The organism is Sphingobacterium spiritivorum, from assembly GCF_016724845.1.
In the GTDB taxonomy this organism is placed as follows: Bacteria; Bacteroidota; Bacteroidia; order Sphingobacteriales; family Sphingobacteriaceae; genus Sphingobacterium; species Sphingobacterium spiritivorum_A.
Map to the genome: position 1 here is coordinate 455587 of NZ_CP068082.1, position 26185 is coordinate 481771.

The following is a 26185-nucleotide window of genomic DNA, read 5'->3' on the forward strand; positions in this document are numbered from 1 at the left end:
GTATAATAAGGAATAATCTTTACCCTTTTACTAGTAATTGTATATCGCCACTACAGGAAGGTGATCTGAAGCATAACTCCCTGTAAGTGCGACTGCTGATAACAAACTATACTGCTGAACAGCCAGTTTGTTAGACGCAACAAAATCTATTGCCTTTGTCGGATTACGTACAGGAAAAGAATTGGGACAACCATTGACACAGGACAAGGTATATTGTTTACGCAATTCGGTCAATTCTACCGAATTACTTTCAGCGTTATAATCTCCGCCAATCATAATCGGTTTATTGAGCTGCACACTCAGTTCATTGAGAAAAGTAGCCTGTGCCGTACGATTAGGAACATTCAGATCCAGATGAGTAGACGCAAACTCCAGCATCTTTCCATTTCCCAGATCTATTGTTGCCAATGCCACAGTTCTTTTCTCTCCGGCAACAGGCATAGGAAGTTCCAGTCTCCTGGTGTTCGAGATCGGAAATTTACTCAATATGGCGACCCCATATTCTCCTCCGTTATAATCTAATGATTTAGAAAAATAATAGTTCATATTCAATAGCTCGGCTAATTTCTTTGCCTGGTCTACTTTACCTGAACGAGGCACATTGACATCCACCTCCTGCAATGCAACGAGATCCGGATTTTTCTGTTTGATTGTGTTTGCAATATTTTCCAGATTGACCACCTCCGAGTTTTCCGGTGCTCCATGATGGATATTATACGTGATAACCGTCAGTTTACTTTTTTCTGTTTTCGGCTCCGGGATTTCCTTCTTATCGCTGGAACAGGCCAGTGATGCAATACTGACAAAGCAGGTAAGCATCAAAATTTTAAGTTTATTCATAATTATTGTTCGATTTTAAGTTTAAAAGAAGCTGTCATCGGCAGAAAAGTATTTGCAGATTTCGGAAAGGCCAGATAATTGGACAGAGCCAGTTTCCCGCCCGCACCTTTGAAAGTGATATAATCATATATACCTGTAGGACTGGCTTTCGGTGAATTCATCGGACATCCTGCACCCAGACAGGCAAAAGTGAATGAGCCTTTTAAGTAGCTGAGCACTTGCCCGTTCGCACTCTCCTGCTCATTAAAATTACCCACCAGGATCACAGGTTCAGTAATCTTTTCTGTCATATTCAGGAGATCTACCACCTGCAGATTTCTGTTGTTCACGACAGAAGGATCCAGCTCTGTTCCTGCAAAATACACATCATGATCTTTCTCTACTTCCACACGAATCATCACGGCACTCCGCAGTTCTGCCGTATTTCCATCTTCACGTCTCAGGATTTGTGCAACTTTTTCTTTGATCGGAAATTTGGAAAGAACTGCATTTCCGAACCCTCCGGTCTGGTAATCAAAGTTCTTTTTGAAAAATACTTCCATACCCAATGAATCTGCCATCACCTGAGGTCTGTTGACTTTCTCTACCCGTGTCGTTGCACTATCTATCTGTCTCAGAAACAACAGATCGGGACTATACTCTTTGATATAGGTGATCATGGTTGCAAAGTCAGGAATCGTACTGAGACGCATATTGACAGACATCACTTTTAACGTTTTTGTCGGAGCATTACTTCCCGAATCTATAGGATTAGGGGTTTCTTTTTCCGGCAGAATATCCCAGTCTCCTGCACTGTAAGACTTACGGCAGGAAGAAAGAGAAACTAATATAAAAAGGCTAAGTAAGCCATATAATATCGTGTTGCTTTTCATATTAATAATTTGGATTTTGAACTATATTAGGATTAGCAATAATTTCATTTTCCGGGATCGGCCACAGTCCTTCGCGGGATCGGCTATACTTGCGAGTCTGGACTTTTACCAGTTCTCCGGTTGTAGGATTGGTCGCTCCGTACACCTCACCGTTCAACACTTCAGTATCAATGCCCCATCTGCGGATATCAAAATAACGACCTCCTTCAAATGCAAGCTCTGCCTGTCTTTCTCTTCGGATAAGTTCTCTCATCTTAGCCTGCGAATTATAAAGCCCGGTATTGATCGCAGGCATAGCTGCTCTGGACCGCACCTCATTGATGTATCTGGTAACATCAGCATGATTCCATTCACCGGATTCAATAAGCGCTTCGGAGTAATTCAATAAAATTTCAGCATAGCGAATGATCATAAAATCCAGACTGCCACTCTTAGACTGTCTATCGCGTGCATCTACATATTTCTTAATCCAGTACCCTGTAGCGGTAGACTTGGTCTCCCCTATCTTATCACTGGGATTATAAAACGGATCTAACGTATACTGTCCCTGAAAACTTTCATACGGTACAAATACCGAAGCACGCAACCTCGGATCTCTGTTATTATTGAAATTCGGATTCTTCTGATAGACTAGCATAGAATCACGACCTAATTCCTGAATAGTCTTTCCTTGTCTGGTTTCGTAGTTATCTATCACTTTATTGGTAGGTGACAGATAGGTCTCACCGCCTATACCAAAAGGCGCAAATGTAGTCCATGCATTGCTGCATCCGTTCTCCTTAAAGAATATACGCTCATCATTCAGTTCGCCCACATAGCTAAACAATTCGCTATAGCTCGCAGATCGGTTTGTATTATTGACCCACAGTTTGTAGACACCAGACTCTATTACTTTTTTGGATGCTGTCTTAGCGAGTTCAAAATCTTTTTTGATCAGTCCCAATCGGGATAACAGCGACCAGCAGACACCACTCGTCATACGCCAGCGATCCGCATTGACATAAGAGGAAGGTAAGTTTTCGGCACAGTATTTCAGTTCACTGACAACAAATTCATAGACCTTTTGTTCCGCTGTACGGGGTTGTGTATTTTCTTCGGGAGTGAGCGAACGCTCCAGTAACGGAATATCCCCGAATAGCAGCATCAGTTCCATATGATAATAAGCTCTCAGCGCTCTTGCTTCCAGTTTCATTCTATCCTTGAGTGTGGCATCCATATATACACGGTCTACATTTTCAAGAAATCGGTTTGCTCTTCTCACACAGATGTAATCATCCTGCCAAATGGAATTGGCAACTCCCCATCTGCTGGTTGCCAGTCCACGGGTAAAACTATCGTAGTCTCCTTTAAAATCTCCACGGTGCACCGCTTCATCTGTCAGGCCGGCATAGTACATAATATTACGCCCGGACGAACCTCCCGGGATACCGACATATACAGAAGCTATCGCATTGTAAGCATCCGTTTCCGTATTCCACCACTGCTCATCCGTCACACCTGTGGGGCTATCAATGGTCAGAAAACTTTCGCATGAAGTCTGCAGCAAAGACAGAGACAACATACTGTAAACTAAATATTTAATATTATTTTTCATTTCAGGTTTTCAGATTAAAAATTAACAGTTAGACCCAGAGAAAATGTTTTCATAATAGCATAGGTATAAGAACCGCCCTGAGATTCGGGATCCGCCATTTTCACACCCGTAAAAATAAACGGGTTCTGCACGTTCATATAGATACGGCTGGATTTGATACCATACTTATTCATAAAAGCAGGATTGAGCCTGTAGCCTAATTGAATAAATTTGACACGCATATACCGTGCATTGAACAACCAGAAATCACTCCGCAACACATTTGTAGCCGGATTCGCCAGTAAGCGTGGAAAGATTGCATCCTGATTATTTTCACGCCAGGTATTGGCTGCTCTGTAGGTTGTAGGCACTCCTCCGGAAGCACTCATGTTAAGTGGGTGCCATAAGTATCCTGCAGATTTACCTCCGAGATTGCCCGAATAATCATGATCACCGGTACCCTGAAGCAGAAATTCCAGATCCACATTTTTATACCGGAAATTAAAATTTGCAAAATAATTGATACGCGGTGTCGGATCACCTATGATCTGCTGATCATTCTCATCGATGATACCGTCTCCGTTAAGATCGATATACTTGATATCTCCGGGCCCCTGCCCGGCTACAACAGGTACTTTGGCTGTCGTCTTGTCTGCTTCAAAATCCGAATACTGCAGAATTCCGTTGGAAGCATACCCGTAATAACTTTTGATACTGGAACCTTTTTCGTTGATCTCTATACCGCTGATATAAGGTCCGCCAAGCAGATCAGTGATCTTATTTTTATTATACGTAATACCGGGGCGGACTGAAAAGTCAAAATCCTGGCTCAGTTTACCATTATAATTCAATGAAAGTTCCACCCCTTTGTTGGTCACCTCACCGGCATTTAACGGAGCAGAACCTATGGCGCCTGAAGGAGCTACGGAAGGATACAGAATAACATCTGAAGTCTTCTTATCGTAGTAATCAAAAGTCAGGCTTAGTTTATTCTGAAACAAAGCCATATCCAAACCGATATCCAGAATATTCACTTTTTCCCACGAAATATCCGGATTACCCCATACACTCTCTGTGCCATTACTGGTATTGATCAGATTCTGATAGCGGTACAATCCTATATTCTCATTTCCAAGCTGACCATACGAAGCTCTGATCTTAAAATTGCTTATTGCCTCTACATTAAAGAAAGATTCATTGTGCACATTCCAGCCAAATGCAACAGAGGGAAAATATCCGTATTTATTATTAGGGCCGAATTTGGATGAGCCGTCTGCACGGAAAGAGGCTTCCAGCAGATAGCGATCTGCATAAGCATAGTTGACCTTTGCATAAGAAGATACCAGAGCTGAAGAATTCCAGTATCCGTTGTTGAATTTTTCCATTGAAAAACCACCCATCGCAAAAAGATTGTGTTTACCAAAATTCTTACTGTAATCTACAGCACCACTGAGGTAGTAATAGGTATCCCGTACTTCAGAATACGCATCACGCTGAACAGCCCAGGTCTGTACAAGTTGCTTGGTATAGTAATCAAAGAAATAATAATTATCCCTGTTTTGCTTATATACATCACTGTTGAGCCGGTAACTGAATTGTCCCCTGATATTCAAATCATTAGTAATAGACCATTTGGGCTGAAGATTGATCGTAGCCTGATCATACTGGTATCCTATACTTCCCCCTACTTCAGAATACGCTATCGGATTGACAATATCTGCATAGCGTCCGTAAATAGTCGGCCAGCCTTCTTCCTGAGGATATTTAGGCAATACCGTAGGCGGAAGCCTGTACAGATCATCCAGCAAACGGCTGCCCCCGTTCGAAATGGGTCGGTTAGGATACATCGTATTCCGGCGGATCCCCAATACATCCAGATTAATTAAAAATCTTTTGGACAAGGATACCGAGGTATTGGCACGTATATTAAAGCGGTCCATCTTGTTCTGCGGGATCATTCCCTGCTGATTCATATAATTACCCGTTACTGCAAATCGCGCCACATCATTCCCTCCGCTAACCGATAGCGAATGTGATGTCAAAGGAGAGTACTCATCGATCAGTTCCTTTGTCCAGTTGGTATTCGGATAATTGACCGGATCATCTCCGGCTTCTGTCTTCGCAATCTGATCGTCCGAATAAAATACCTGTCCGCCTGAAGCCACCTGTGCATAGTTATACATACGCATATAAGTCGGGGCATCTACGAATTCAGGCAGTATCGTTGGTGTCTGCATGCCCAGATATCCGTCATATAAAATATTGATCTGACCGGCTTTACCCCGTTTGGTGGTCACCAGAATCACACCATTCGCTGCTCTCGCTCCATATATAGCCGCAGCTGCTGCATCTTTCAGAATAGTTACACTTTCAATAGTCACCGGATCGATATGGTTCATATCCATAGGTACCCCATCGACCAACACCAGCGGATCGGAGTTATTTAAAGTAGAGATCCCTCTGATCTTTATACTGGCCGCATCTCCTCCCGGAAGACCGGATCCCTGTTGTACCTGTAAACCTGTCACTCCACCCTGCAATGATTGAGAAAGATTGGTAATAGGCTTACCTTCAATACTGGACTTGATATCCAGACTGGCGACAGAACTTGCAATATGCTTACGCTGCATTTCGGTCATCCCCACGACAACGACCTCTTCCAGATCCGAAACATTCTCCAACAGAGAAATGGTCAGGTTATTTTCAGTCTTGCTGACAGGAACCTGTTTGCTATGGTATCCCACCATACTGAAGACTAAGGTCGCACCTTTAGGCACTTCCAGTTCGTAGTATCCACCTTCATCGGTATGCACACCTTGACTTCCGCCCAGTACAGCGACAGAGACGGATGAAAGTGCCTGCGGAGGTTCTCCGCTGTTAAATACACGGCCTTTGATCCGGATCATTTCCTGCGGCCGGTTTTCTGTTGCTACAGTGCGGATTACAGCAGAGGGAACCAGCGTAATCTGATTACCACTGATAGTATAATCCAGACCGTACTTCGGCAGCTCCCGTTTCAGAAGCTCACGCAATTCCACCTGATTCGCCTGTACGGATATCCGCTTATTTTCGATAAGGTGATCGTTGTAGAGTAATGCTACATTAGTCTGATCCTGAATAGATTGCAGAAAGACTTTAAAGGTAACATTACTTAGTTTTAAAGACACCCGCTGTGAATAGGCTTTGGCGGCAAATGTCATAAAAAGTAAAGTAGTCAAGAGGGAGGTAACTTTCATATAATAGTAGAATTTGACATCAAAATGCCTCCACCCGGCCAATTCTTGCCAGGATTGCTTTTTTTTCATAATTTTAGTACGATTTTAACTGTTTAAGATCAATAAATGTGATAAGGGGGAGTAGCAGCTCCTCCTTATTCTTCTTATTTAGTAGATTTAGGTTTTCTTATAGTCACCTCCTTTTCTTTTAATATTATCTGATAATCTCTGAGTTCGTATATATTCTTCAGTACAGCGACAACATCTTCCCGCAAATCCAGACGCCCCGAGTAGGAAAGATCTATATTATCCAGTGCAGGATCAGCATCTATAGATACATTATACAGACGTTCTATTTTCCGGAACAGATCCTGAAGTCTGATCTTATTCAATGATATTTGCTTTTTGGTCCACAGAATATCCTGCGCCACGCCCGACTTATCAATCACCACCCTGCCTGGATTCTCATAAGCAGCAATACGCTGTCCGGGACTCATTGCTATTTTCTCAAAACCTTTGCTATTACTATGAAACAACACTTTTCCCGTGATCAGCTCCACAGTAGTCTGCTGATCACGTTCATAGCTATTGATATTAAATGAAGTACCTACGACCTCTACCGTATGCGCTTTCATCTGTACAAAAAATGGCTTCCCGGTATGTGTCACATCAAAATAGGCTTCTCCGTTAAGGTAAACCCTACGCTCTTTGCCCCTCATATTTTTGTCCATCGTGAGGTAAGATCCAGCATTTAGCCAGACTCTGGTACCATCTGTCAACGTGACTTCCTGCCGGTGTCCGTTCGGAACATATATCGTAGTGTAAGAAGCTGCTGACTCATCAGACAAATCCAGCATACTATCTGCAGCATAGGAAACATCTCCGGACAGCAGACCGGAATCATTGGTAATAGGTGAAATGAAGATTTTAGATTTGACAATCTGAATCTGATCGGTAGATTCAAATCGCTTCTGATTAAATTCCGCAACCCTAGAAAGGTCGAATGAGGTGTCGTCCGCCCGGGGGTAGAAAATAAAAAGTGATCCGATTAATAAGACACAGGCTGCAGTGAGCATCATGTATACCGAACGATGTCTCTTTTGCCGTCCGCGACGGATTACAGAGGCCATCAGTTCTGCTCTTTCCGGATCTGTCAGCTGTTCATTTTCCGGCAGATCAAATATTTTTTTTAATTGGTTTCTATGCTTTTCCAAATGCTATATTTCCCCCTTTATATACAAAGAGCAAAAAAGTACAGCGGCATAGACATTTTATTTTAAAATTTTTAAACAAATCTGATAACGATTTGGTAAGAGTAATTAATAATACACTTGTTAATGAATTTCAGTTATTACCATCAATTTTATTTTTCCTTAGCATAAAAAACACACAAGCTATAAATGTAATAAGATAAAGAATACCTAATGCCGTTTTTTTAAATGTAAAAGTCTGGAAATCAAATTCACGAAGTAATGCTAATCCAATCGGAAAAGCAATTAATGCGAAAACCAGGTTAAACCCTATCTTATTTTTCATTATTTTTATAATCAATCAATTTCATCTTTTCAGGTAATTTCTTTACAAAATGGTCACTACCTTGTTTATAACCCTCATAAAATTTTGCCAATAATACCAAATATGCTTGATGTTGTGCAACTGATTTCAGGTTTAACTTTTATAAATAGCTAAAGTACAAAAAATAGCATATGCCTATAGTATGAGTTTCTCTTACAGTATTGAACTTATAATTGTGCAGCAAGGGCTTTCTCCATACTTTTAAATTTATGCGATACCTTATTTAATTTACAATATTACCAACTTTACCATTGATTATTTTGATATAAATTTGTGTTGTAGTAATATTCAGTTTCCGAAAATCTATTTTAAAAAAATATAAATCAGGGCTGACATATATTCCAAAGGCCCCATATGAGATTTGAGCACCCGGAATGCCCGGTAAGATAATGTACGACAGGATTCCACACTGACATTCATAATGCTGGCAATCTCCTCATAGGAAAATTCCATATAGTACTTAAGATACAACACCTCTTTCTGCCGTTTGGGCAGCTTATCTATCTCCTGCTTGACTTTCTGTACGTTGATATCCTGGTTTTCCTTCAGAATAAGATCCAGTTCATGTGAACCTATTGCCCATACATTTTCCGGAAGACTCTCCAGCGGTTCGTACACATCTGCTTTCTTACGTTTGAGAATTCTTCTTCTCAAAGCTGAGAACAGGTAATACTTAACTTCTACATCCTTCGCAATACGCGGATTGTTATATAGATCCAGAAATAAGTCGTGTATACAGTCCAGCACAGTTTCCCGATCTGCATGAAACTTGAGACCAAACGCAAACAGATCATCTATATATTGCTGATAGATAGATTCAAATGCCTTTGCATCACCATGTATAAAATTAGACCAGGACATTACTTCGCTGTTGGGATTTCATGGGTTGAATTAAGTCGCTAATTTGAACAAATGATGTTAAGCCTGTATATCTTTTATTTTAAATATGTGTAAAATAAGGATAAAGCCCAAAGTATTTGATCAAAATCAGCCAGGTTTATAAAATGCTGTACTAAAGATAGTACTATCTCTTATAATATCCCAAATGAATCCGTAAATAAAGTAAGTGACTAATCAAATGTCAGCGGATACGCATATCCGCTGTACTACTAGCAAGGTTAAGGTCTGACATATTCTACTTTGCCGGAATTATCTATCAGAATCGCACCACCGAGTACCGATTGACCGGAGGGCAATACATTGCTGATATCTCCCGGAAGCTGTATCTTTATCTTATTTTCTACAACTTTAGCATTGATAATATTCAACTTTAAGTTTTCAAGGATCGGTTGATCAGCGCCAAACATTACATTGACAATATATACATTTGATTTGTTGTAGGCTGCTAATATAATAGGTTTACCCCCTTCGAGATCAAAGCGGCGAAAATCCTGTGCCGGACGGTAACCAGACAACACTCTGCCACTTACATCTAACAACATCACCCAGTCTCGGTTATCTCCACCGGTTACATTAGGATCGACCTCCGAAACAACACGAACAAATCCCGGTTTTTGATCCAGATATTCAATGCGTGTCATCCGCTTAATAGATGGCAATCCGTTCATCAGCATTTTAGGCTGGCTCAGGTCAAAGATATAATGCTCACCCTTCGTATTTTTTCCATCTACAAATGGAAATTCGGGATTACTACTCATATTTTCTAACTGATGTTTTTCATCTACCAGAAGTTTTCCGTTATGTATAATATTAATCAGATTCTTACCATCACGGTCCACAGACACCACAAAATACAAAGAAGAGCTTTTCGGATCCTTTATGACAGACTGCACATAATTCACCCCTGCTTCAAAAGGCAAAACCAAAGCCCTCGCATCGGAATCATATACACCCGCCAGTTCATTTTTCTTTACCAGATACAGATTACCCTTCAAATGATCCACTACAGTATATTCATAAGGCACGATCTGCTGCTTAGTGACATAATCATAAAGCCCGAACCCATGCCCGTCTGCAGAGGCTAATATTTTATCCCCTCTAATCCAGTCCGTATTGATATGCTGCGTACTGTACACAAATTTTTTATCCAAAATATTCTTGCCATAATTGTCCACCAGATAGTACTCATTATCCGCTACCATCAGGTAAGAAGCTCCGGAAGAAGATACTGGAATAATATTTTTAAGAACAGGTTCTACAACGACGGCCTCAGATTTGTTCATCGCTCCATATCGTCCCCCCTTTTTGAACAAAATCAGTTCTTTATCGTCGTAAGGAAATACAGGGATTGTAAAGTCCGCCTTCTTACTTGTATTCGTACTCAAATCCAGTATATCAATATCCTGATATTCATCGGATACAAATCCTCCTCCGTCATTTGCACCTTTCACATTGTTAGCAACATAAGCCACTCCTTTATCTGACATAAAAATTAAAGGTTTCTTCTCATTAAAAGAAGCAATTTTTTCTCCGGCAGCATTTAAAATGATCTTATCACTATTATCCTTTTTAGAAGAAAGCAAAAGAAACTGCTGTACCTTCTTACCGTCATATTTTTTATGATATTCTTTTGGAATCTCCTGCCCGAAAACGAAAGCTGAACAGAGCATAAAGCCCAAACCAAATAAAACTGAAATTCTTTTACTATTCATTGCAGATTAATATATTTCAAACGAAAATATAAATCAGAAAACACAACAACAAACTGTTTATTTAGCAAAAATTTAAACTGTAGCCTAACTCCTACAATTACTTTAAAGACATCAGAAAACATTCCGGATCTGACACACAATTTTATTACAAAAAATAAACACAAACATATCTTCCTGCATAAAACAAAAGCTGTACATTCATGTTAGCTTTAAAAAAACAAACAATATACTTATGATTACAACAAAAGGATACGCAGCACAAACTCCGACTTCGGATTTGGCCGAATGGGAATTTGAGCGTCGTGAAGTAGGTCCGCATGATGTACAATTTGACATTCAGTACTGTGGCGTCTGTCATTCAGATCTTCATCAGATACGCAACGATTGGTTTCCGGGAATATTCCCCATGGTTCCGGGACACGAAATTGTAGGTAAAGTCATCAAAGTAGGTGAGCATGTGACCCGTTTCAAAGTAGGTGATCTGGCCGGAACAGGATGTATGGTTGATTCCTGCAGAACCTGCCCCAACTGTCAGGAAGGACTGGAGCAGTATTGTGACAACGGAAATATCCAGACTTATAACGGTATCAACAAGTATACGGACGGAGCCCCTACTTATGGTGGGTATTCCAATACAATAGTTGTCAATGAGGACTTCGTATTACATGTCCCTGCATCACTTTCTCTTGCTGCTACAGCACCTTTATTGTGCGCTGGCATTACCACCTATTCTCCGTTAAGACATTGGAAAGTAGGCAAAGGACACAAGCTGGCTGTATTAGGACTGGGTGGACTGGGACATATGGCAGTTAAATTTGGAGTCGCATTCGGCGCTGAAGTAACGGTACTCAGTACTTCTCCGAATAAAGAAGCCGATGCCCGCAAATTGGGAGCACATCATTTCGTAGTCACTACGGATCCGGAACAAGTGGCAAAGGCAAAAAATTCATTTGATTTTATCCTGGATACTGTTAGTGCCGAACATGATATGGCCATGTATATGTCTCTTTTGAGAACAAATGGTGTGCATATCATCGTTGGTGTACCACCTGAGGCGCACAAAATACCGGCTTTCGCATTTATAGACGGCCGCAAAAGCGTTGCCGGATCAGGAATCGGAGGCATTGCTGAAACTCAGGAAATGTTAGATTTTTGCGCAGAACATCAGATTGTATCGGATATCGAACTTATTGATATCAAAGATATTCAGACAGCTTATGACCGCATGATCAAAGGAGATGTAAGGTATCGTTTTGTTATTGACATGGCGACTTTATAATCCCTTGCAAAAATGTAAACAGCTATCCTGCCGGGTAGCTGTTTTACTTGTTACCTGAAAGATAAATTTCAACTTTTGAGTAACACAGGTTCTCCCCACTCTTCTCTTTAATTACAGCATTCCGGCTCTCTTCCTTATTTTTTTATGCTTCATTGAACCAGATACTATACAGATATGCTCAAAAAGGTTTATATTTACGGTATAAGCAAAAATTTACAGGCCTGTTATGACCTTTACTAATGTTTGTATATCCGATGTCTTATAACTGACTGTATGATTTCAGTTTTATAAAAGCTTACATCCGATAATTAACCTGACACTAAAAAATACTATACCCGTTTTTGTCAAATGACTGCAACAGATTTAAATAAAGAAATCATTCTCCAGTTTTCAGGAGGAAGTGCGCAAGCATTTGAACATATCTACAAACGATATTCGAAAATCATCTACAAGCGACTTCTTTTCCTACTCAAAGATCCGGAAACGGCAGATGAAATTCTTCAGAGTCTCTTTATCAAAATCTGGGATATGCGCGAAACCATAGATGCAGACAAACCTTTCTCGGCCTATATTCTCCGTATGGCAGATCATATGGCCATAGATGTATTCAGAAAATTAACACGGGACAAAAAGTTACAGAAGGAACTGTGGGACAATTTTATGGAGTACAGCACTTCTCCGGATGAAGACTATATCTACAAGGAAAATCTGAATATTCTGGAGCAGGCGATTGAACAAATGCCTCCGCAGCGAAAGCTGATTTTTCGATTATGCAAGATAGAGGGCAGATCATATAAGGAAGTCAGTGAAGAATTGAATATTTCGTATTCAACGATCAGCAATCAGCTCGTAATCGCTATGAAATTTCTTAAAAAATATGCTATAGAACACGAGAACACGTTAAAATCAGCCCTGATTTTAATGATTTTCAAAGATTTTTAATTTTTTTCACTTTTTTTCACTTTTCGAATAGTGAGTTTTTTGTTTTTGAACGTATTCATATCAGAACCGCGTCCAAAAGCCGACAATTCATGAAAAATACAACTGAGCTAAGCCTATTACTAAAAAAATATCTTACAAAAAGGATAGATAAAGAGGAATATGAAATCTTATTTCTCCAACTCTCTGAGCTTAGCAATGATGAACTAAAAAAAATTGTACAGCAGGAGCTTGGTTCTGTCGATGCGGATCCAGACCTGGCAGATGAACTGATTGACCAGAGACTACTCCGGATTTACAGCAAGATCAATTCTACTATAGCGGATAAATCTGTCGCCAGCATTTCCTCCGGCTCCGACAAACCATCAACAGGTGTATTTCGTACATGGAGCTGGATCGCTGCAGCTGCCAGCATACTCCTTGTTTGCGGACTCTTCTTTTTAAACCGGTCTGAAAAGGCCGACATCCATCCCGGACTTGTACAGAGATCCAATGATGTGCATCCCGCTGTATCTGCTGCTACATTGACTTTTGAAAATGGCAAAAAAATAAATCTCGATACCGCTGTAACAGGTGTTATCTATGAAGAGAAAGGATTCCGCATTGTAAAAAGCAAAGATGGTCAGATATCGTATGAATACGACAACCAACACGAGATAGAAACCAAAACCAATATTATCGAAACACCTAAAGCGGCTTATACAATGGTTGTTCTGCCTGACGGATCCAAAGTGCACCTCAACGCCATGTCTTCCATCCGGTATCCGGTCACATTCCGCGGCGACAAAAGGGAAGTAACGTTAGTCGGGGAAGGATTTTTTGAAGTCGTCAAAAATTCGGCTCAACCTTTTATTGTGCACACAGAAGGACAGGACGTGGAAGTACTCGGAACAACATTCAATATCAACACCTACGATGCAAAAAAAGGAGTCAAAACCACATTGGTAGAGGGAAAAGTCAGCGTCACACTACCCAACAAGACGAGTATGATCCTGCATCCGGGTGAGCAGGCACTTGCCAAAGATATGATTACCGTCCGTCATGTCAATGTAGAAGAGATCAGCGCCTGGAAAGACGGCAAATTTGTCTTTAACAATACCTCTCTCCTCTCTGTAATCGCAGAAATAGAACGATGGTACAATGTAGAGTTTGTGTTTGCTGACAAGAATTTCAAAGACGAGCCCTTGTCCGGTTCTATTTCCAGAGATGTGATGTTATCAGATCTGCTGGATGTCATACAAATGAATACGAGTTACAAATTTAAAATCGAGGAAAGGAGGATAATGGTTAAACACTAGACCTAAAGAGATAAAAAAAACTGGAGATGTTCGCACCATCCCCAGTCATATGCGGTCATATATACCTAATTGGCCTAAGAAAGTAACAAACTATTTTTTAAACCAACCTGTACAAATATACGTAAATCAGTGAGTTGACCAAACTGCTGTAGTACGCCGTATCTGTACGCAACCAAATCTTATGAAAGAAAAAGTATATGCATTTATATCCAGGTTTTGCATAGTTGTGAAAAACCGGATACATGAATGCAGAATTTCCAAAAGCGTTATTCTAGCCATGAAACTAATTCCATTGCTATTGTTCGCCTTCATGTTTCATGTAAATGCCCATACCTTCGGGCAGAACATCAATCTAAAAGTAAGGAATGAGCAACTTATTAATGTACTGAAAGAGATCCAGCGGCAAAGTGGGTATAACTTCCTGTTTAACTCCCATTTCGTAAAGATCTCCAAACCAGTATCCGTAGCTGTCGCCAATGAGAATATAAACGATGCACTGACTCTGATTTTTCAGAATCAACCTTTTGATTTTGTGATTACGGACAAAATCATAACGGTAAAAGCTAAAGAATCGGTAGCGATCACCAGTCCCAACACGATGGTGCAGCAAAAGGTGATCACAGGAAGAGTCGTAGATCAGAGAGGGCAACCTCTTTCCGGCGTGACGGTAACCGAATTGGAAACCAACAATTCTACAGCGACCAACAATGATGGAGCATACAGGTTAACCTTGAGAAATAACAATGCTACGCTACAATTCAATCTGTTGGGATTCGGAACCATACGCCGTAAGGCCACAGACAATGTACTCAATGTTTCTCTTACTCCCTCGGACATAGGTATGGATGAAGTCGTTGTTACAGGATTCCAGAAACTGGATAAACGCAAGTTTACGGGTTCGGTGAGTCAGGTTGACAAAAATGTGATTGACCGCTCCGGTGCCATTGACGTTTCCAGAATGTTGCAGGGAGCAGCAGCAGGTGTAAGTGTACAGAATACTTCAGGAACATTCGGGTCTACACCTAAAATCAGGATTCGTGGTAATTCATCTATCAGTGCCAATCAGGAACCGCTTTATGTCATAAACGGGGTACCGATCACCTCCCCTTCCAATGTAGCTGTCAGCCAGTTGTACTCAGGAGATCCGGCTTCAGTATTAGGATCCGCAATTGCAGGACTGAATGCGCAGGATATAGAAGATATCGTGATCCTGAAAGATGGGGCAGCAACGGCTTTGTACGGTACAAGAGCTGCAAACGGGGTTATCTCCATTACCACCAAATCAGGGGCATACAATCAGCGAAACATCAACTTTTCTACAGCACTATCGCTGGGTATCAAACCCAATATCAAAAATTTCAACCTGATGAATTCACAGGAAGAAATGGGATTGTACAAGCAGATGTATGATATGGGATATCTGTCCAATGCCAACTGGCCTACCTATACAGGAGCTTATACAGAGACATACAAACAACTGGCGCTTAGAAATATCAACCTGGATCAGGCCTATGCGGAATTGAATAAATCAACTATGGCCAATACAGATTGGTTTGATGTGTTATTCCGGAATAATGTGGTACAGGAACACTCGCTTTCTTTCAACGGAGGATCTGATAAGAATACCTATTACCTGTCTGGTAGTTATGCACATGATGACGGACAGGCCATCGGCTATAATATGGATCGTTTTACTGTAGATGCACGTAATGTATTTAACATCACAAGCAAACTGAAACTCGATGTCAACCTCAACTGGTCTTACCGTGATCAGTTCACGCCCGGAACATACAACAGTACAACTACATATTCGGATATCTCCAGACAATTTGAGATCAACCCGTTCCTGTACGCGATGAATACCAGCCGTACCATGTATCCGTACAACGAGGACGGATCATACAAGTATTACACTGAAAATCTGGCTCCTTTCAATATTATTGAAGAGTTAAAAGAAAACTTCACACAAGTCAAGTCTCAGGATATCAAACTGAATATCAGACCATCTTATCAGATCACCAAAGCATTACGCTATGACCTTACACTATCATTGCGAAAAACAAACAACAGCTATGACCATACGGTAACAGAAAGATCTAATGTGGCAAATGCTTACCGTGTCGATTATAATGATGTATTACGTGGACAGAACACCCTGCTGTATCAGGATCCTGCAGATCCTAACGGATACAAAGAGACTATCCTGCCACGCGGAGGCTTTCTGTATGCACGCTCCAACTGGGGTAAAAATCTTTACATCAGAAATCAGTTGAACTTCAATAAGAAATGGTCCAAACATGCTGTGGATGCATTGGCAGGTATGGAGATCAGCAGTGACCGTATAGACCGTCAGTATACCAAAGGAATAGGCTATCTGTACTATGGAGGCAAGATTATCTCACCAAGCAAACTGGCCATGATCCATTCTGTAAATACAGACGACCGTGTCTACATCGAGTCTTTCGAAAACGAAAACAGAACAGGCTATTACGCCAACGTACAATATTCATTTCTGGAAAGATATAATATAGAAGCCGGAGGACGTATGGATGCCAGCAATATGTTTGGCCGTATGACACGATCCAAATTTTTACCAAACTACAGTGTGGGTGTTTCATGGAATATTGATCGTGAAGATTTCTTCAAAAAAGGAGCAATCAGCGAGACTGTAGATTATTTAAAGTTACGTGGTAGTTATGCATTACGCGGTAATGCTTACCAATCCTCTCCATTGAGAAGTGCAGCATTCATCAACAAAACCAGACTGGATGCTCAAAACAGTGATATCGGTGTGAATGTATCTTCACCAGAATTATACAACCTTAACTGGGAGAAAGATTATATCAAAAACGTGGGTTTAGAATTTGGTTTATTTGATAAACTGACTTTTGTCGGGGAATATTATGACCGTAAAAACAAAGATCTGATTGCAACGATCAACGTGGCGCAGGAAGAAGGATTCGAAACAAAAACAGTCAATTTCGCCAGCATGACCAATCGCGGAGTGGATTTGACTATCGGAATCAAAAATATCCTGAATAAAGAAGATCTGAAATGGGATGCCAACTTTATATATGGCTATGTAAAGAATAATGTCATCGGAGGAGAACTGGAGTCTTCATTATTGACACAGATCACCCGCTCTAACGGCTACCCGCTTAACGGCAAGCCGTATGAAGGTCTGTATGCTTTCCGCTTTGCAGGACTGAATGAAGATGGACGTCCTACTTTCTGGAAAGGCGATCAGCGTGTAACCGGTATTATTGCCAGTGAAAAAGATCGTTCGCTGATTGAATATATGGGTACAAGACAACCACTGGGCACGGGATCACTTTCTAACTCAGTACAGTATAAGGGATTTGAATTCCGCATATTTATTACCTATGCTTACGGCCACAAGGTCTTTATGTCTCCTATTGCCGCACGCTCTTATGATGACAGCGGTTCCAAATCTGCCGATCTTAATTATCGCTGGCAGACTATCGGAGATGAAAACTACACCAATGTACCCGGACTGTTGAGTACCATACAGCGGACCTACCTCGGTACAGTGTCCAATATTGATGAAGTAGCATACAACAGAAGTAATTTCAGGGTTGCAGATGCAAGTGTAATCCGTCTTAATGAAGTAATGGTTTCGTACGAATTGGGCCGTCTGATCAACAAGAAATATCCTTTTGTGAAAAATGCACGTATCATTCTTTCAGGAAATAATCTGTATTACAAAGCCAGTGACAAACTGAGAGGTGTGGATCCTGAACTTTTATTAACAGGAGGTACATCTCTGCCTAATCCAAGATCATACTCACTAAGATTAACCGTAGGTTTTTAATTGAACAAACTATGAGAGCTTATATCATACTTTTACTAACAGTAATCTCCGCAGGATTTTCTACTTCATGTTCAAAATTCCTGGATGAGCCTTACGACAACAGGCTCGACCTGACACAAGGGCTCGATATCCTCGAAGATGTACTGGTGAATGCATATCCCGAACGTCAGGATATGTTCACAGAAATATTAACTGACAATTACCACCACTATGCCAATACAATGCAGGCAAATATGGGAGCACGCTATATCCCGCTGTATCTCTGGAAAGATGAATATGAGGAGACAAATATTGCATCGCCGGGAGCTGCTTATGCACATTATTACAAAAAGATATACGATGCGAACTCGGTCATAGAAGAATTAGCTAAAGCATCCGGAGACGAGACACAAAAGAAAGCTATCAAGGGAGAAGCTTTGATGATCCGGTCCTATGCCTATTTTTCATTAGTAAATCTCTTTGGCATGCATTACAATACGGCGACCTCAGCCACAGATCTGGGTGTACCGCTGGTATTGGAAGTACCTAAAGCTAATCGGCCTCTGTTTGACCGCGCGACAGTCAAACAAGTGTACGATCAGATTGAAAAAGACATGAATGAAGGCCTTGCTTTACTGAAAGAAGGACGCGAATTTATGCCGAACACACCCTATCGTTTCTCGATGGCCAGCATATACGCATTCTTTTCCAGAGTCAGTCTATACAAAGGTAATTGGGATGATGTCATCAAATACAGCGACCTCGCTGTAGCTGAAAAAGGTGTAATTGTACGCAAGATGAGTGATGACGTAAACCGCAAAAGAACCACAAGTGAGCAGTACTGGGCACAGGAGATTATGAATCCCAGCATTCACCCTAACCTGTTGCTGACTGCACAGAGCAGCCAGTTTCTGTGTCGTCCTATCGGGTATCGTCTGTGTGGATTTTACCTCGCACATGAAATCTTCTACAGCACGCCAAATTCGGATCTTCGGTTCCAGTCCTTCAGTTCAGGAGGTACCGTTATAGACAGTGTGGCATTGGTCGTCAAGTATGCCAATCAACCCAATAACCCGAATGCAGCAGCTTCAAGATACGATTGCTTTACGATGGAAGAAGTTTTGCTAAACAGAGCTGAGGCTTATCTCAAAATAGCGAGCCCTAATATCACAAAAGCGATGCAGGATATCGAAGCCATCCGTAAGGAGAGAATCACACCTTATACGGCTTTGCCAACTCCATCGACTACCGATAATGCTCTGGCAACTGTATTGAAAGAAAGACGCATGGAGCTAATCGGACAGGGTTTCAGATGGTATGATATCAAACGTTTGGGTCTGCGTATAGAACATCGTCTGGTCAGGACATCAGCCACACCGGATGTCGTACTTGAACCTAATGACAAAAGAACGGCTATACAGATCCCTATAAATGCGCGTGTGGGTAATCCTTCATTAGAAAATCAATTAAATCCGAGATAATTATGAAAAATACGATAACACTGCTGGTACTGTTTGCCTTGCTAACCTTTGCAGGTTGCGCTAAAGACAGTACCAAAATAGATCAGATCGACGAAACGACTGATTATTTTACAAAAAAAGAGAAAAAACCGAAATCTGCATGGAATGAGCTGGATTATCTGGCAGATTCAATCCAGAAAGCATATGGTGTAGAGATTATTTACGAATTTTCGCCACGTACCATCACGGGAAGTACATTCTTCGTGCCGGCACGATATGACCTCGCGCTGGAATACACAAAAGTGATGCTCAACAAAATATGGCTGAAAACACTTAAAGAGCGTTTTCCAAAATTCTTTAACGGAGAGACACCTATAGAATTTATCATTGTAGGAGGGTTTGTACACTTCAATGATATTACTTCGACGGGTACAGCTGCAGGAGCAGGTCTTAACGGACAGTTTTACAGATTAGGTATGGGTGGGGTTAACAATTTCAGCAAGACCAACAAAAGCTGGTTAAGATCACATATCTCCACTTTATTTCATGAACATGCACACCAGATCGATCACAAGGTAGGCCGCGGCTACATCTATGATCGTATCTCTCAAGGCGAATACTATGGACTTACCTACGGAAGCCGTAGTACAGCACAAGCCAATCTGGATGGTTTCTTCACCCCATATGGTGGATATGCACCGGAAGAAGATTTTGCAACTACGGTGGAGAATCTTACACTAAAACCTAAAAGTGAGATTCAGACTATCGTAAGTAAAAACCCTAAGCTGGAAACCAAATATAAAATGGTTTACCAGAAGTACCTGGATATGGGAATAGATCTGCATGAACTGCAACCTATATTAGACTCACTCGTATATCAAGTTAACTATTAATATGAACGTTATGATTAAGAAATTATATATAATGGGTCTGGCAGTTATCGGATTGCTCTCCTCTTGTGAGAAGGATACGATTACAAACTCCTACTTTGATGATAATCCGGAAAGAACAGCCAGACTGACACAGGAATTTAAACAGACGATCCAGAATTCCAAAAACGGATGGGTCATGATGGTCAAGTCGAGCCTGAGTAACAATGTCTATTCACCGGTCGTCCTCAAGTTTGATACGGTAACCAATAAAGTGAATATCACTACGGTATACGGATATACGGATCCTGCTGATTCATACTTTAATATTTCGGCAGGTATCGGCAGTCCGCAGATTACGTTTACGACCGGATCGGTAATGACTTCATTCTTCCGTATCGGAGCAATGGCCTCCGACATTACAGATCATGTGTACAATGTCGTGAAAGTATCGGCCGATACACTTGAGATCCGGGGATACCGCAGCGGACGTGTCTATACCAAAGAAGGAGGCGTGATTTACAAAATGTTTAAAAGACCTGACAACTGGACCTGGGCGGATGCTGATCGTTATTTTGATCTCACCACAGCAACCGGCCGTACCGGATTGGTCAACAGAGACGGTGATCTGGTAGTCAAATATGCAGACGGCTCGCCAGGCAAAACGTTTTTATTCCGTATAGGCGTGTGGCCTGATGCACAGGTTGTTGCTTATCAGGCAAGAGATCCTTTTGTAACCAATATTTCAGCGAAAGGATTTTTACCGATGTATACTCCTTTGGTGGATTATTATGAGAAGATACCCGGGTCAGCAAATACAACTTTACTGAGATTCACCTGTATGTTTGGACAGAATGCATTTTCGTTTTATCCGTTTACATACAATGCAAATACAAATCAGAATGTCATAGCCTTCAAAGATAAAATCAAAACGCATTATCTGATTGCAAAAGAAGTCAGAAAAAACGGAACAAATGTAGACATAGATTTTGTTGCGTATGATCAGAAAGGGAATGAAGCGGTCACAGCTACTTATACCCTTCGGTAATAAAAATATTGTAACCTCAGATTATTAACCTCAGGGAGGGTGTCTTGAAGAAGTATGCCGCGGTCTTTGCAAATCTGAAAAAACAGAATTGAACCATTCTTAAAGTACTATAACTAAGATTGTAAATTCATTTTTTCTGGCAAATCAGATCTAGTATCATGCCTTTTCAAACACCCTCTTTACTTATAAAGATCCTGTAGAAAAAAGCTGATTTCACCAATATGAAAAAATTAACATCCGCCGGCATACTCCTGTTGTTCTGTACATTTCTGAGCTGCAAACAGGATAGCCAGAAAGTGACTTTAGTATTTGATAGCCCGCTAATAGATTCCTGCACAGTAGACATCTATCACTACATCAGCGGAGAAAAGCTGCGCAGTACTTCTTTTACCAATCTGACAGGTGAATGGGTGCTCGACTCCTTACCGACAGATATGTATGTATTAAGCATTTCCTGGAAAAGAATATATATCCCTCATCATATGTACCGGTCCAGCCGGAATAAACAAGATCTGAATGAACAATTTATACTAACCAAAAATCTATATCTGAATCCGGATCAGGAGAGTACTTATAAAGTGAATCTTCAACCTACACTCGACAGAGAAAAGATAGAATTGACTGAACAGCCTACCCTGTCCCTCCTGCCCAACGATTGTAAAGATTGTGCGCTGTCTGAGAAGTATTGGCAGATCTATGAAAACGATAAGCAGGCTAAAAAAAACCACGTAGATTCCTTGCAGAATAAAATGGCTGAAGCGGTAAATAATGCAGACTATATACAGGCCGGAGAGCTGAATAAACAGATACAGGCACAGAGCCAGGCCGGTGATAACAGTGCGGAAATGGAACGTAATCTGAAACAAATGATACAGCAAAACAACGAAAATCCTGTAACTACCTTTTTTGTCTTCCATGAGCTATACCTTTACAGAGATTTTGCAGCGTATAAATCGAGCTTTGATCAGCTGGCAGAAAATGCACGGAACAGCAAATATTATCACATGATACGTAAACAATACGAAAAGCTGTAAAAGCAAAAAAACTCAACCCTTTCGGGTTGAGCCTAACTAACTAAACAATAAAACAATATATCCAAGAAAGCATTAAAATCGGATCGGATTAAAGAATTTAACCCTTACCAATCCTTTTTATATATCTTACCATCAAAGACAAGTTCATCGTCAAACAATGTTTTTGCAATATCACTCATTTGCCTTTGCTGTCTTAAAAAATTACTTCGATTCGGATCCATCGCGAAGATCATATGTGCGCCATAACCTCCGTCGCGCAACCTTTTCAGATTAGCTGCAGTTGTGTAATAACCTCTCGCAAATTCTTGCGAATACAGCGCCATTCCTTTCTTAGACATTCCGGGATAATTTCCGGAAAGATCGTATGATCCTCCGTAATCATGAAGGCCATAATCTACAAACTGGCCCGGCTGTACCCCGTCCACAGCATTAAAAGAGCGCGTTGAACTGTATACATAAGCTAGCGTAAATTTATTCGGCATTACCTTTTTTGTCTCATAAAAAAGTCTGGCTGCTGCATCAGAAGATGGATACACAAAACCGGGAGGCGGAGGGTATATTTCTTTAGAATATTCATCATCAAAAAATACTCCATCCAGATCATAAGCATCACATACAGCTTTAAGCTCTTTGGCAAATTCACGAGCTGTATTATCGGATAAATTAGCGACTCCCGCACGGTCATGATTCCCCAGTATACTGAGTACGACTTTAATACCCCGATCTTTCAATGGTTTAAGATATTTCATACGATTATCCAACAGATGCTGTACATTGGGATTATGATATACATACACTTTACCCGTTTCCTCATTATAATTAATATTAGATGAAAAAAGAATAACCATATCTATCAATGGCTTACCACTACCTTTTAATGTAAAACTCAGATTATTTAAAGGATTGGTGTCATTGACTTCCATACAACTGATAATTTCTATTCCGGTAGATTTGGCAGCAGTAGGAATCTTTGAAAGATCCTTTACAAAAATAAGATAGTCTGACTCTCGTGCTGAAAGTAGCGCATTACCTGAACTGATAGTTGTACGTACCGGAATGACATAAGAAACATCAGTGCTCAGAGACGTTGCAGTCTTAACCTGTACTTCTATTTGTGTAGATTTATTTTCACCCTTTGCGACTTGTAACAGTCCGTTATTACTGAGTGTCAACAACTCTTTCGGAAATAAGGTATAAGTTGTTCCATTCTGTTTGTTATAATTATCCAATACGGCTTCATTATACGCAAGAGAGGCATTGACAACGTCAGGAGCGGCTTTGGAAAGATTCAGTTGAAGTGTTGTCGTTCCGCTGTTCCGGAATTCGAGATTACCAGTATTTATTTTTCCTTCCCCGTTAGTAATAAATGCTAAAGCATCTTTACTACTCTGGAATCCTGCTTCATCAATTGTCGCCACTTTGACAAGGTCCTCTTTACAGGAAGTCATCCCTCCTATAGTGATCAGAGCTAAGATCACAAAAAGACAGATTTTATTATAGCTGTGATTGTTCATTACATTACAATTTTTAGATTAACTATTCTATTTTTTTGCCGGCAGGGATACGGGAGTCCATTTGATATCTTTACCTGCTTTTGCGGTCAGATTATTACCATTTCCTGTATAATCCTGCACTGTATTTCCTGCACCTTCATTACATTTCCAATAGGCTACCAGGCCCGTGCTTTTGGGATCCACCTCATATGGATTACCGGCAATTTCCTCTTCTGTACGGACGACATTCCATATTCTGCATTCCGCAAATTCACCCGCAAAAAACCGGTCATCAGCATATGACCGTCCTATATAGAATCCATCCTGTCCGTTCACTCCCAAAGAGATAGGCGCCAGTGATAATGTCCCTTCTGATTGAACTTTTCCATTGACATATATTTTGATAGCCCTGCTTGTCCTGCTGTACGTGACAGCGATATGTACCCATTCGTTAGAAGGCAATCCTTTATTGGAATCTCCTCCGGGAAAATTTCCCGAATTGGTAGCTACCTGAACCTGATTGGACGGAAAACCTGCATCTCCCAGACGAATCAGAAAACGACCTTCGATACCCATCACCGAACTGATCATTCTGTCATAATTACGGGCGCGGATCAATGTTTCCATTGTAATCTCTGACAGATTATTAACCACTCCGGCATTAGCCCATTGGTTTATGTGAAGATAGTTTTCTTCAAGATCCGCTACGACATTGATAAGGGCAGCTCCTTTCAACACATAATAGGTGGTGCGGGCACTCTGTAAAATATCGATATCTGCACTGGCTATAGTCACAGGTAATACATAGATCTGATCACGATCCAACTCATTTATTTTATCAAAGTAAATGGTCACATCATTCGATTTTACACTTCCGGCCGGAATCTGTGCAGATGCCTGAGGCAAGCGGTAATTTTCTTTTGGCAACATAATGGCTTTATCGTAGTAAGCTGCATTATATTTTTCAACCAATGATGCATCTACATGATAAGTAATGTTCACATCTCGGGTCTCCGGTCTGGCTATTGATGCCTGCAATTTACGCTCATCCGATATCAATGTTGATTTGATCAGAAGATTTTCAACCTTGGGAACAGCATTAAATACATTATTTGAGAAGATCTCTTCATTTTTACAACCGATACTGAAAGCCAGTACTGAAAGAAGTGTTATCTGGATGTATATATATAAACTTTTCATATCTTAATCATTTAATTATAGACGGATTTAGGGTATTAATAGCCTCGCGTGTATACTGATATACTTTGTAGGTATTAAAATAATCATTGTTCATATTGTATATACCCAGTCCCGAAACTGTATATCCGCTATGTGTCGTTGCTGCCCAACCGGCAGTTACAGCAAGGGCACGCGAACCATCCGAAAATATTCCGGTCTTGGTGTCCGTTTTATCCAGAGAAACAGTAGAAGCTGTAACAATATAACGATCTGTAGGTACGCCTTCCACATTTGTCATAAGGATATTATATGACAGCTTATCTTTACCTTTTACATCCAGATCAGGCAGTATTATATGTAAGCAGGAAGCAAGAATAGTTTTATCTGTCAGATTTTGAGGATATCCCTCAAACACAAGAACTTTTCCTTTATTAGCGCTGTACCACTTACTAACAAGATCGAGATAGATTTTTTCCCGTTTACTGTAAGTTTCCTTTTCACTGTCAGTCATATGCGTGGAACTCTTCCCTCTGTAACCTGCTATGATTCCATCATATTTATATTTATCTATCAATTGCAGGGTATACTGTAAAGTATCAGAAAGATAAGTCTCAAAATCCTTTTCAGATCCCGTTAATTTCCCTTCCTTTTTGAGCTCATCCATTCTGAGATCATAGGCTAATTTAGTCCCGTCATAATCAAATCCGAAGATCACCTTTGTACCCTTTTCATTTCTAAGAGCATCCATCTGCTGCAATTCGCGGTCTGTCAGGTTATCGGCTGATTTCAACACTACGAAATCCACACTATCAGGTACATTTTCTATATGTTGACCTCTGTTGACAGGTGTTTTGACGCGATTATCAAACCAACCATAAACAATTTTATGCTTAGAACTTTTGTACGCTTTCAAATTAGCAAGATAGGCCGCATAGAGTTCAGGATTTTGCGTCCTGATATCCGGATCTTCTATTTTGACAGCCTCTGTTTCCGTCCACTTTTCACATGAAATCAATATAAGGGTCAATGCCCACATACAACATGTGGAGAAGACCAACATTTTTAAATTAATTTTTCTTTTCATAATC

18 protein-coding genes are annotated in these 26185 nt (G+C 40.7%); 8 read left to right on the forward strand and 10 right to left on the reverse strand.

From position 1 onward, the window contains the following. Positions 1–30 precede the first annotated feature (30 nt). The 7 genes from I6J03_RS01885 to I6J03_RS01915 all read right to left on the reverse strand — a co-directional run bounded on the left by I6J03_RS01885 (position 31) and on the right by I6J03_RS01915 (position 10687). Positions 31–840, reverse strand: a complete 810-nt coding sequence (locus I6J03_RS01885) for an endonuclease/exonuclease/phosphatase family protein (RefSeq protein WP_003010901.1) — start codon at positions 838–840, stop codon at positions 31–33. Positions 841–842: 2 nt separating this feature from the next. Next, a complete protein-coding gene (locus I6J03_RS01890; RefSeq protein WP_003010900.1) occupies positions 843–1712 on the reverse strand; it encodes an endonuclease/exonuclease/phosphatase family protein in 870 nt (289 codons plus the stop codon). Position 1713: 1 nt separating this feature from the next. Then, positions 1714–3306: a RagB/SusD family nutrient uptake outer membrane protein gene (locus tag I6J03_RS01895; RefSeq protein ID WP_003010899.1), complete on the reverse strand. Its 1593-nt coding sequence runs from the start codon at positions 3304–3306 to the stop codon at positions 1714–1716. Positions 3307–3320: 14 nt separating this feature from the next. Beyond that, positions 3321–6590, reverse strand: a complete 3270-nt coding sequence (locus I6J03_RS01900; RefSeq protein ID WP_003010898.1) for a TonB-dependent receptor — start codon at positions 6588–6590, stop codon at positions 3321–3323. A gap of 74 nt (positions 6591–6664) precedes the next feature. Further along, positions 6665–7714, reverse strand: coding sequence for a FecR family protein (locus tag I6J03_RS01905; protein WP_003010896.1), 1050 nt, complete (start codon positions 7712–7714; stop codon positions 6665–6667). A 664-nt stretch (positions 7715–8378) separates the two neighbouring features. Next, complete coding sequence (locus I6J03_RS01910) at positions 8379–8936, reverse strand: RNA polymerase sigma factor (protein ID WP_003010892.1); 558 nt, start codon at positions 8934–8936, stop codon at positions 8379–8381. Between the two features lie 257 nt (positions 8937–9193). Beyond that, on the reverse strand, positions 9194–10687 hold the full coding sequence (locus tag I6J03_RS01915) for a hypothetical protein (protein WP_201694108.1): 1494 nt from the start codon (positions 10685–10687) through the stop codon (positions 9194–9196). Between the two features lie 232 nt (positions 10688–10919). Between I6J03_RS01915 and I6J03_RS01920 the strand changes: the two genes are divergently transcribed. From I6J03_RS01920 to I6J03_RS01955, 8 genes are all read left to right on the forward strand, one after another. Then, complete coding sequence (locus I6J03_RS01920) at positions 10920–11966, forward strand: NAD(P)-dependent alcohol dehydrogenase (RefSeq protein WP_003010888.1); 1047 nt, start codon at positions 10920–10922, stop codon at positions 11964–11966. Between the two features lie 348 nt (positions 11967–12314). After that, positions 12315–12908, forward strand: coding sequence for an RNA polymerase sigma factor (locus I6J03_RS01925; protein WP_003010886.1), 594 nt, complete (start codon positions 12315–12317; stop codon positions 12906–12908). Between the two features lie 89 nt (positions 12909–12997). Further along, positions 12998–14203, forward strand: a complete 1206-nt coding sequence (locus tag I6J03_RS01930) for a FecR family protein (RefSeq protein ID WP_201694109.1) — start codon at positions 12998–13000, stop codon at positions 14201–14203. Positions 14204–14480: 277 nt separating this feature from the next. After that, positions 14481–18035 (forward strand): SusC/RagA family TonB-linked outer membrane protein, encoded by a 3555-nt coding sequence (locus tag I6J03_RS01935; RefSeq protein WP_232279817.1) that lies wholly within the window; start codon positions 14481–14483, stop codon positions 18033–18035. A gap of 11 nt (positions 18036–18046) precedes the next feature. After that, positions 18047–19495, forward strand: coding sequence for a RagB/SusD family nutrient uptake outer membrane protein (locus I6J03_RS01940; protein ID WP_003010878.1), 1449 nt, complete (start codon positions 18047–18049; stop codon positions 19493–19495). A gap of 2 nt (positions 19496–19497) precedes the next feature. Then, complete coding sequence (locus I6J03_RS01945) at positions 19498–20367, forward strand: putative zinc-binding metallopeptidase (protein ID WP_003010877.1); 870 nt, start codon at positions 19498–19500, stop codon at positions 20365–20367. Between the two features lie 10 nt (positions 20368–20377). After that, entirely contained in the window at positions 20378–21391 is a 1014-nt protein-coding gene (locus tag I6J03_RS01950; RefSeq protein ID WP_157600567.1) for a DUF4302 domain-containing protein, read from the forward strand. Positions 21392–21612: 221 nt separating this feature from the next. Further along, on the forward strand, positions 21613–22425 hold the full coding sequence (locus I6J03_RS01955) for a hypothetical protein (RefSeq protein ID WP_003010873.1): 813 nt from the start codon (positions 21613–21615) through the stop codon (positions 22423–22425). A gap of 104 nt (positions 22426–22529) precedes the next feature. On the opposite strand, the gene I6J03_RS01960 is transcribed toward I6J03_RS01955, so the two are convergent. From I6J03_RS01960 to I6J03_RS01970, 3 genes are read right to left on the reverse strand one after another with little or no spacing between them, the layout of a single operon-like run. After that, entirely contained in the window at positions 22530–23939 is a 1410-nt protein-coding gene (locus I6J03_RS01960) for a BT_3987 domain-containing protein (RefSeq protein ID WP_003010870.1), read from the reverse strand. A 27-nt stretch (positions 23940–23966) separates the two neighbouring features. After that, positions 23967–25118, reverse strand: coding sequence for a DUF1735 and LamG domain-containing protein (locus I6J03_RS01965; RefSeq protein ID WP_003010868.1), 1152 nt, complete (start codon positions 25116–25118; stop codon positions 23967–23969). Positions 25119–25125: 7 nt separating this feature from the next. Beyond that, positions 25126–26181 carry a glycoside hydrolase family 18 gene (locus I6J03_RS01970; RefSeq protein ID WP_039990334.1) on the reverse strand — a complete coding sequence of 352 codons (1056 nt, stop codon included), beginning with the start codon at positions 26179–26181 and terminating at the stop codon, positions 25126–25128. Between the last annotated feature and the right edge of the window lie 4 nt (positions 26182–26185).